Consider the following 8,607-nt stretch of genomic DNA (forward strand, 5'->3'; position numbering starts at 1 on the left):
CGGCGCCCCCCCCCCACGGCCGAGCAACTCAGTAGCGCTGGTGTGAGAGCGGACGCTGCAGGGTACCCTCAACCTCGGCCGCCTTCTCGTCACCGTAGACAACCTCGATCAGGCGCAAGGCGAAGTCCATCGCCGTCCCCGGCCCGCGCGAGGTGATCAGGTTGTCGTCGATGACCACCGCGCTATCCTCCGGCTCAATGCCGTGGCGCTCGAGCTGGGTCGGGAAGGCAGTGGCCCGGCGCCCCTGCAGGACGCCTGCCTCGGCAAGCACGCGCGGGGCAGCGCAGATCGCCGCGATCCAGCCGTCGCTCTCATTCTGCGCCTGCAGCATGCGGACGATGCGGGCGTCACTCTCCAGCCGCTCGGCGCCGCCCAGTCCGCCGGGCAGCACGATCAGGTCGAAGCTCTCCTCGGCAACGCGGTCCAGGTCGGTATCCGGGACCAATTGCACGCCGCGACTGGCGCGCACCGTTCCCGATTCCAGGCCGGCGACCACCACTTCGGCTCCGGCCCGGCGCAGCAGGTCGATCACCGTGACCGCCTCCAGCTCCTCACAGCCTTCGGCCAGCGGAACCAGAACTCGTACACTCATCGTCGATCTCCCTTGATTGGATCGGTGGCCGGTTCATCAACCAGCTCGCCGGCGGGGACGAGAGTCACACCCCGCTCGCGCAGTCCGGGCAATTCCTCCTCCAGCAGATCCAGGGTCTCGGGGTAGGGATGGCCGATGGCGATCACCCCCTGACCCTGTTGCGCCAGGGCCACGAAACGCTCGAACTGCTCGGCGATCACATCGGCATCGCGCTGCGGGTCCAAGAAGACGTGGCGCACGGCGTTATCCACGCCCTGCTCATCGGCCATCCGCTGAGCCACCGAGCGCGCCGAGGTACGACTGTCGATGAAGTACAGATCGTCGCGCGCCGCCAGTTCCTCCATCAACCACGTCATGTGCCCGGGGTGGCGCGTGATGAGGCTGCCCATGTGGTTGTTGACGCCGGCGGCGTGGGGAACCGCCTCCAAGGCACGGGCCACAGTCTCGCGCACCTGCACCTCGTCCATATCGAGGAACAACGCACCGGGGCCAGGATCGGCCCCGTTCTTTGCCTCCATGGGAAGGTGCAGCATCACCTCGCGACCGCGCTCATGGGCGCGCTCGGCCAGGTATCGGCCGTGGGGGGTGTGCGGCAACACCGAGAGCGTCACCCCCGCATCCAGGTCAATGGCGCGCCGCCCCGCGGCCCGGTCGTCGCCGACGTCGTCGATGATCAGCGCCGCCGGCTGGCCGGCCGGCGTCTCCGCCCGCGGTTCGGGGAACGACATCCAGTCTGTGCCCGCCGGCCCATGCGCGGCGAGCGGCGCACCCCAGACCGCCAGGACGCCGGCCGCGAAGAACCCTCGATAACCCTTCGCCATGCTCAACGCCCCTCGAACACGCGCAGCCCCTTGAGCAGGTTCAGCGCCTCGCTCAGGACATAGTCATCCTGGGCCAGCTCCGCCGCCTGCTCGGCGTCATCGGCATCCGCCGGGGTATCCGGAACGACCTCGGCCTCCCGCTCCGCGGCCTCGGCCAGACGCAGCTCCTCGACCACGATATCCGGCTGGATCCCTTCGTCCTGGATCGAGCGGCCCTGCGGGGTGTAGTAGCGGGCCGTGGTCAGTTTCATAGCGGCCCCGCCGAGCGGCATAACGCTCTGTACCGAGCCCTTGCCAAAGCTCGCCCGACCCATGACCACGGCGCGTCGATGATCCTGCAGCGCGCCGGCGACAATCTCCGAGCCCGAGGCCGACCCGCGATTGATCAGCACCACCATCGGGGCACCGCGGGCCCGGTCCACCGGCGTGGCCTCGAAGCTCATGCGCGCCTGGGGCATGCGCCCTTCGGTGTAGACAATCCGCCCCTCGGTGAGAAAGGCATCGGCCACGGCCACCGCCGGATCGAGCACCCCGCCGGGATTGTTGCGCAGATCGAGGATGAGGCCGTGGAGACCGCCGCCGGCCTCATCGAGCAGGCGGTCGAGGGCGGGATAGAGGTCACTGGCGGTGCGCTCCTGGAACTGACTGATGCGCACGTAGCCGTAGCCCGGCTCGAGCATCCGGGCGCGCACGCTCTCCACCTGGATGGTGTCGCGCTCAAGCTCGAAGGTGCGGGTCCGGCCCTCTTCGTCCGTGCGCCGGATGGTCACCTCCACCGCGGTGCCCGGCTCACCGCGCAGACGCTGCACCACATCGTTGAGGCTGTTGCCACGCACGGGCTCACCGTCGATGCGCAGCAGCACGTCACCAGCCTGCAGGCCGGCCCGAGTTGCCGGCGTGTCGTCGATGGGGGCGACCACGCGGATCTCGCCATCCTGCCGGCTGAGTTCCAGCCCGACACCACCAAACTCCCCACGGGTACCCTCGCGAAGCTGCTCGAGTTCGCGCTCGTCGAGGTAGCTCGAGTGGGCATCGAGCTCGGAGAGCATGCCGCGGATGGCGGCGCGGAATAGATCCGCATCCTCCACTTCGTCGACGTAGTCGCGCTTGATCCGGCTGTAGACCTCGGTAAGCAGCTCCAGCTCGGCCATGGGCAGGTCGTCATCGACCTCCGCCGGCGGCGCGGCGGCGGCACCGCCGATACACAGCGCGAGCAGGGCAGCGGCCAGGGTCAGGCTCCAGGATTGCATTGCAGCTCCTTCATCGGGCCGGCGGACTCAGCGTAGCCAGCTCAGCGGATTGCGCGGCTCGGCCCCCTCGCGGATCTCGAAGTAGAGCCCCGGATCCCGACGGCTGCCGCTGTTGCCCACGGTGGCGACCAGGTCACCGGCCTCGACCCACTCGCCGACGTCCACATAGAGCGATTCTGTATGGCCGTAGAGCGTCAGATAGCCATCGCCGTGATCAATAATGGCCAGCAGCCCGTGGCCACGCAACCAATCACTGAAGACCACCCGGCCCGGCGCCACGGCGTGAACCTCATCGCCCGTATCGGCGGCGATCACGACGCCGGTGCGCTGCAGACCACCAGCCCGGGCCTCGCCGAACGCCTCGGCCACCTCGCCCTCCACCGGCCACGGCAGCCGCCCCTGCGCCTCGCTGAAGGCCTCCACCTCGGCAGCCTCTTCCGGCACGTCGGCAAGGCGTTGGCGCAGATCCTCAAGGAGCGCCTCCTGCTCGGCCACCTCGGCCTCCAGGGACTCCGCCTCGGCCCCCCGCTCGGCGATGCGCGCCTCCAGCTGCTCGCGCCGGGCATCGCGCTCGGCGCGTTGCTCGGCCAGGGCCTGGCGCTCCTCGCGCGTCGCCTGCTCCAGGCGTTCAAGCTCGGTCAGTTCGGTGCGGAGCTCCTCGCGCAGGGCCGCCAGACTCTGCAGTTCCGCCATGGCCGCCTCGATGTGCCCGGCCCGCGCCTCGTTGAAGTAGTCGTGGTAGACCAGCAGACGCTGGACTGCGGCCGGGTCCTGCTGGTTGAGCAGCAGGCGCAGGGGATCGTCGCCACCACTGACATAGGCAGCAACGATCTGCCCGGCGAGGGTCTCGCGGTGGCGGCCGAGGCGCTCGGCCTCCGCCTCGTAGTCCTCGCGCAGCTCCGCCACCCGCTCGCGGGCATGGGCGCGCTCCTCACGCAGGCGTTCCAACTCGCGGGCCGCCTCCGAGACCGCCCGCTCCAGCCGCGACAGCTCCTCCTCGACCTCGTCGCGCGCGGCCCGATCCGCCGCAAGCTGCTCCTGGATCGTCTCGAGATCGTCGCGCAGGGCCTCGAGCTGCTCGCGCTCGCTTTCGTAATCCGCCGACGACGCACCGGCGAGCGCCATCAGTACGACACCCATCGCCAGACCTGTGCGCGGTCGCCTTGCGGCCATGCCCTTCTCCACTGCCTTACCACGGATCGCCCATGGTAGCGCGATCACGCCGTCCGGACCTGCAGGCACCGCGGACGGCTGGTATCATCCCCGCCTTGATCCCGGTGACAGAGGCACGGCAGCGTCCATGCAGGAATTCCTCGAATTCGCACAAAACAATTGGGGCCTGGTGCTGGCCTTCGTGCTGATCCTCGGCTGGTGGATCGGCGGAGAGCTCTTCCACTGGTACAGCGGCGTAAAGATGATCGACGCCGAGACCGCCACGCGAATGTACAACCGTGAGTCGGCCCGGTTCATCGACATGCGCCCGCGCAAGGAGTTCGACGGCGGGCACCTGCCTGGCGCCTTTAGCCTGCCCGAGGCCGAGTTCGATCAGCTGATCGACAAGCTGCGCAAAGAGGCCGACGGTGATCCGCCGCTGATCGTCTACGATGATCAGGGGCCGCAGGCGGCACGGGTCGGACGCAAGCTGCGCAAGGCCGGGTTCTCCCGCGTCTACCGGCTCAAGCACGGGCTGCGGGCCTGGCAGGGCAGCGGGTACCCGATGGAGAACGTCAAGAAGGGGTAAGGGACGATGGCAGAGAACAACGGCAACGGCAGCACCGGCGCCACCGACGCGGGTCAGCGGCAGCGCTTCCAGATCGCCAAGATGTACCTGCGCGATGTCTCCTTCGAGGCGCCGAGCGCCCCGGAGGCCTTCCGCGACGAGTGGAAACCGCAGCTGGACGTGGAGCTGGGCACCCGCCACCAGCCACTGGGCGAAAACACCTACGACGTGGTCCTGACCGTCACCGTGACCGCGCGCAACAACGAGCGCACCGCCTACCTCTGCGAGGTCAAGCAGGGCGGGGTGTTCCGCCTCGAGGGCTTCCCTGAGGCCGATATGGAGCGGGTGCTCGGTGCCTACTGCCCCGCGCAGCTCTTCCCCTTCGCGCGAGAGGCGATCAACGACCTGGTGGTCAAGGGCGGATTCCCGCAGCTGCTTCTGGCCCCGGTCAATTTCGAGTCGCTCTACCAGCAGCAGAAGCAGCGCCGTGAGCAGGGCAACGCCGACAGCGCCCCGGCCGGCGAGCAGGACGGGGGGAGGGCGTAACGCCGTGGCGACCATCGCGGTACTGGGCGCCGGGGCCTGGGGCACCGCCCTGGCCTCGGTGCTGGGTCGCAATGGCCACGCGGTTCAGCTTTGGACCCGCGACGCCGAGCACGCCGCGGCGATCAACGCCGAGCGGGTCAACCGCCGCCATCTCCCCGACTGTCCGCTGCCGCAGAGCCTCGCTGCTACGGCCGATCTGGACACGGCCCTCGCCGGTACCGAGTGGCTGCTGATCGCCGTCCCCAGCAGCGCCTTCCGCGGCCTGATCGAGCGCCTTGCGCCCTATCGCCCCGGCAAGGTGGTCTGGGCCACCAAGGGGCTCGAATCGGAGTCCGGCGGCTTCCTGCACGGCGTCGTCGAGGGCGTCCTCGACCCGACCCCCGCTATGGCGGTCATCTCCGGGCCGAGCTTTGCCGCCGAGGTTGGACGCGGCCTGCCCACCGCGATCACCGTAGCGGCCACCGATTCGGACCTGGCCGCCGAGGTCGTCCACGCCTTCCACAACGACCGCTTCCGGCCTTACTCGAGCACCGACATGATCGGCGTCGAGCTCGGCGGGGCGGTGAAGAACGTGCTCGCCGTGGCGACCGGCGTCAGCGACGGACTCGGGCTCGGCGCCAACGCCCGCGCCGCGCTCGTCACCCGGGGGCTGGCCGAGATCTCGCGCCTGGGCGCCGCCCTCGGCGCCGATCCACAGACGCTCATCGGTCTGGCCGGGATGGGGGATCTGCTGCTGACCTGCACCGACGATCAGTCGCGCAACCGGCGCTTCGGCTTCGCCCTGGGGCAGGGGGCCGACGTGGATCGTGCGCTGGCCTCGGTGGGTAGCACCGTCGAAGGCGCACGCACCGCCGCCGAGCTGCACACCCTGGCGGCACGGCACGGGGTGGAGATGCCGATCTGCAACATGGTCTACCGGGTCGTCGGCGGGGATACCCCGCTTGAGCAGGCCGTACGCGAACTCATGGAACGAACGCCCAAGGCGGAGTTCGATGACTGAGCGGCCACCGCCGACTCAGTCCATGCCGAGTTCCTTGATCTTGCGCGTCAGCGTATTCCGCCCCCAGCCGAGCAGGCGCGCCGCTTCCTGACGGTGGCCGCCGCTGCGGCTCAGCGCGGCACGGATCAGGGCGCGCTCGAAGCGCGGCAGGGCCTCGTCGAGCAGGTGATCCCCGCCACCGTCCAGGGCCTGCTCGGCCCAGCGGGCCAGCGCTGTCTCCCAGTCCCCGCCATCCGCCGCCCCGCCGTCACCACCGCCAGTGCTGCGCGCCCCGCGCAGGTCCGCCGGCAAGTCCTCAGGGACGATCTCCTGGCCGCTGGCCATCACCGTCAGCCAGCGGCAGGTATTCTCCAGCTGCCGGACGTTGCCCGGCCAATCGAGCTGCATCAGCTCGCGCTCGACGTCCGGATGCAGCGCCTTCGGATCAACGTTGAGTTCGCGCGCAGCGGCCGCCAGGAAACGCCGCGCCAGCGCAGGAATGTCCTCGCGCCGCTCGCGCAGCGGCGGCAGCTGGATGCGGATTACGTTCAGGCGGTGGTAGAGATCCTCGCGGAAACGCCCCTCGGCCACGCGCTGCTCCAGATCCTGGTGGGTGGCCGCGATGATGCGCACGTCCACCTTCATCGCAGTGTGGGCGCCCACCCGATAGAACTCCCCGTCGGCAAGCACCCGCAGCAGGCGGGTCTGCAGGTCAGCCGGCATGTCGCCGATCTCGTCGAGGAACAGGGTGCCGCCATCGGCCTGCTCGAAGCGTCCGCGCCGGGTCTGCTGCGCCCCGGTGAACGCGCCCTTCTCATGACCGAAGAGTTCCGACTCCATCAGGTCGTGGGGGATCGCGGCCATGTTCAGGGCCACGAAGGGCCCGCCGGCGCGCGGACTGTGCCGGTGCAGCGCACGCGCCACCAACTCCTTGCCGCTGCCCGATTCACCGGTGAGCAGTACGGTCACGCTTGAGCGGGACAGCCGGCCGATGGCCCGGAAGACCTCCTGCATCGCCGGCGCCTCGCCGAGGATGTCGGCCGAGCCCTCGGTACTGGCTTCCGCGGCCGAACCCCTGCGCCGACTAGCCACAGCGCGGCCAGCCAGATCCACCGCCTCGTCCACGTCGAACGGCTTGGGCAGATACTCAAAGGCGCCGCCCTCGTAGGAGCTGACCGCCGCATCCAGGTCCGAGTAGGCGGTAATCACGATCACCGGCAGCTGCGGCGAGGTGCTCTGTACCCGCTGCAGCAGATCGTGACCGCCGATTCCGGGCATGCGCAGGTCGGTGATCAGCACGTCGGGCTCTTCCCGGTACAGCGCCTCCAGCGCCGCGTCGCCGCTCTCGAAGGTGTGGACCCCAAAGCCGGCGCGGCGCAGCGCCTTCTCCAGCACCCAGCGGATGGAACGGTCGTCGTCCACCACCCATACCTGCGATTCGGCCTCAGTCATTTTCCGTCTCCATGGGCAGCCAGATGGTGAACACCGTACGCCCCGGCTCGCTAACGCACTCGATCAGACCACCGAGGCGACTGATCAAGCTCTGGGCGATGGGCAGGCCCAGGCCCGTGCCCTCGGGGCGCGAGGTGACCATTGGATAGAAGATCTGCTCCTGCTGATCCAGGGGAATCCCCGGTCCGTCGTCGATGATGTCGATGCGGGCCACCAGGCGGTGGGGCTTGTCGGCGATGGTGAACTGGCGCTGTGTGCGCGTGCGCAGGGTGATGGTGCCACCCGGGCCGGCAGCCTGACGGGCGTTGCGCACCAGGTTGAGCACCGCCTGGACCAGATGGTTGTGCTCGGCGCTGACCGGCGGGATGCTGGGATCGTAGTCGCGCTGAAGCACAATCGGGCCACCATCCTCGCGATTCTCGGCGTCCTCGGCGATGACCAGGGAACGGACGCGCTCGAGGACCTCGTGGATGTTCACCCACTCCGCCCGCGCCGGCGCATTGGGGCCGAGCAGGGCATCAACCAGCTGCTGCAGGCGGTCGGCCTCGCGGATGATCACCTGCGTATACTCGCGCTGATCGCGCTCGGGCAGCTCCGCCTCGAGCAGCTGCGCCGCGCCGCGCAGGCCACCGAGCGGATTCTTGATCTCGTGCGCCAGCCCACGTATGAGCTCTTGCACGGCTCGATTCTGCGACAGCAGGTGCTGCTCGCGCGTGATCCGGGCGTGCCGGTCAACCTCGGCGATCTCGATGAGCACCCGATGCGCCGACAGCGGCGTGATGGTGCAGTCGACGGTCACCGGGTGATCGTCGCGCACCGGCAGGCGGCGCTCGCGCTGGGTGTAGGCACCGCCAGTGCGCTGGGTCTGGCGGATGAGTCCCTCGAGCAGCTCCGCACCGCGCAGGGCCGAGGCAAGGGGCTGGCCCAGCACCTGCCGACTGCTAACCCGGAACAACGTCTCGGCGGCGTGGTTAACGTGGAGGATGCGCACCTGATCATCCACCAACAGCACGGCGGTCGTCAGTTCCTCGAGGATCTGCGAGTGGTCGCGCTCTTGTTCGTCCATGTCCATCCCTGTGCAAAGGCCGGGCCACCCCGACGGTCCCGCGTGGACCCGGTGCGGATGCGCCCATGATCAGGCAACCATTGCACCATCCTGGTGCAATGCAATAAAAAAGGGCGGCAGCCATCCGGCCCCGCCCCATGGATGCAGCATCCGCCCGAAGGGCTCAGACGCTGTAGTACAT

The 8,607-nt window shown here is 69.2% G+C and carries 9 protein-coding genes; 3 read left to right on the forward strand and 6 right to left on the reverse strand.

From position 1 onward, the window contains the following. Nucleotides 1-28: 28 nt before the first annotated feature. From LRF89_RS12610 to LRF89_RS12625, 4 genes are read right to left on the reverse strand one after another with little or no spacing between them, the layout of a single operon-like run. The gene (locus LRF89_RS12610) at nt 29-592 is read right to left on the reverse strand and encodes a DJ-1 family glyoxalase III (RefSeq protein ID WP_201170168.1); all 564 of its coding nucleotides are present in this window, start codon (nt 590-592) and stop codon (nt 29-31) included. After that, the gene (locus LRF89_RS12615) at nt 589-1,413 is read right to left on the reverse strand and encodes a divergent polysaccharide deacetylase family protein (RefSeq protein ID WP_201170170.1); all 825 of its coding nucleotides are present in this window, start codon (nt 1,411-1,413) and stop codon (nt 589-591) included. The genes LRF89_RS12610 and LRF89_RS12615 overlap by 4 nt, the downstream gene beginning before the upstream one ends. A 2-nt stretch (nt 1,414-1,415) precedes the next feature. Continuing rightward, the gene (locus LRF89_RS12620) at nt 1,416-2,663 is read right to left on the reverse strand and encodes a S41 family peptidase (RefSeq protein ID WP_201170172.1); all 1,248 of its coding nucleotides are present in this window, start codon (nt 2,661-2,663) and stop codon (nt 1,416-1,418) included. A 27-nt stretch (nt 2,664-2,690) separates the two neighbouring features. Further along, the gene (locus tag LRF89_RS12625; protein WP_201170175.1) at nt 2,691-3,836 is read right to left on the reverse strand and encodes a murein hydrolase activator EnvC family protein; all 1,146 of its coding nucleotides are present in this window, start codon (nt 3,834-3,836) and stop codon (nt 2,691-2,693) included. Between the two features lie 127 nt (nt 3,837-3,963). Between LRF89_RS12625 and LRF89_RS12630 the strand changes: the two genes are divergently transcribed. From LRF89_RS12630 to LRF89_RS12640, 3 genes are read left to right on the forward strand one after another with little or no spacing between them, the layout of a single operon-like run. Then, nucleotides 3,964-4,404, forward strand: a complete 441-nt coding sequence (locus LRF89_RS12630; RefSeq protein WP_201170178.1) for a rhodanese-like domain-containing protein — start codon at nt 3,964-3,966, stop codon at nt 4,402-4,404. Nucleotides 4,405-4,410: 6 nt separating this feature from the next. Continuing rightward, complete coding sequence (secB, locus tag LRF89_RS12635; protein ID WP_201170181.1) at nt 4,411-4,929, forward strand: protein-export chaperone SecB; 519 nt, start codon at nt 4,411-4,413, stop codon at nt 4,927-4,929. 4 nt (nt 4,930-4,933) lie between these two features. Continuing rightward, nucleotides 4,934-5,929, forward strand: a complete 996-nt coding sequence (locus LRF89_RS12640; RefSeq protein WP_201170184.1) for an NAD(P)H-dependent glycerol-3-phosphate dehydrogenase — start codon at nt 4,934-4,936, stop codon at nt 5,927-5,929. A 15-nt stretch (nt 5,930-5,944) separates the two neighbouring features. Here LRF89_RS12640 and glnG read toward each other — a convergent pair whose 3' ends face one another. Further along, nucleotides 5,945-7,360, reverse strand: coding sequence for a nitrogen regulation protein NR(I) (glnG, locus tag LRF89_RS12645; RefSeq protein WP_201170186.1), 1,416 nt, complete (start codon nt 7,358-7,360; stop codon nt 5,945-5,947). Beyond that, nucleotides 7,353-8,426 (reverse strand): nitrogen regulation protein NR(II), encoded by a 1,074-nt coding sequence (glnL, locus tag LRF89_RS12650; protein WP_238634160.1) that lies wholly within the window; start codon nt 8,424-8,426, stop codon nt 7,353-7,355. The genes glnG and glnL overlap by 8 nt, the downstream gene beginning before the upstream one ends. Nucleotides 8,427-8,607: the final 181 nt, after the last annotated feature.

The sequence above is a fragment of the Halorhodospira sp. 9621 genome, from assembly GCF_022228055.1.
GTDB lineage: Bacteria > Pseudomonadota > Gammaproteobacteria > Nitrococcales > Halorhodospiraceae > Halorhodospira > Halorhodospira halophila_A.

Excerpts from the sequence above, each read along its gene's own strand:
- glnG (WP_201170186.1), bottom strand. The coding sequence starts at position 7,360 with ATGACTGAGGCCGAATCGCAGGTATGGGTGGTGGACGACGACCGTTCC.
- LRF89_RS12630 (WP_201170178.1), top strand. The coding sequence starts at position 3,964 with ATGCAGGAATTCCTCGAATTCGCACAAAACAATTGGGGCCTGGTGCTG.
- LRF89_RS12620 (WP_201170172.1), bottom strand. The coding sequence starts at position 2,663 with ATGCAATCCTGGAGCCTGACCCTGGCCGCTGCCCTGCTCGCGCTGTGT.
- LRF89_RS12625 (WP_201170175.1), bottom strand. The coding sequence starts at position 3,836 with ATGGCCGCAAGGCGACCGCGCACAGGTCTGGCGATGGGTGTCGTACTG.
- glnL (WP_238634160.1), bottom strand. The coding sequence starts at position 8,426 with ATGGACGAACAAGAGCGCGACCACTCGCAGATCCTCGAGGAACTGACG.
- LRF89_RS12615 (WP_201170170.1), bottom strand. The coding sequence starts at position 1,413 with ATGGCGAAGGGTTATCGAGGGTTCTTCGCGGCCGGCGTCCTGGCGGTC.
- secB (WP_201170181.1), top strand. The coding sequence starts at position 4,411 with ATGGCAGAGAACAACGGCAACGGCAGCACCGGCGCCACCGACGCGGGT.
- LRF89_RS12610 (WP_201170168.1), bottom strand. The coding sequence starts at position 592 with ATGAGTGTACGAGTTCTGGTTCCGCTGGCCGAAGGCTGTGAGGAGCTG.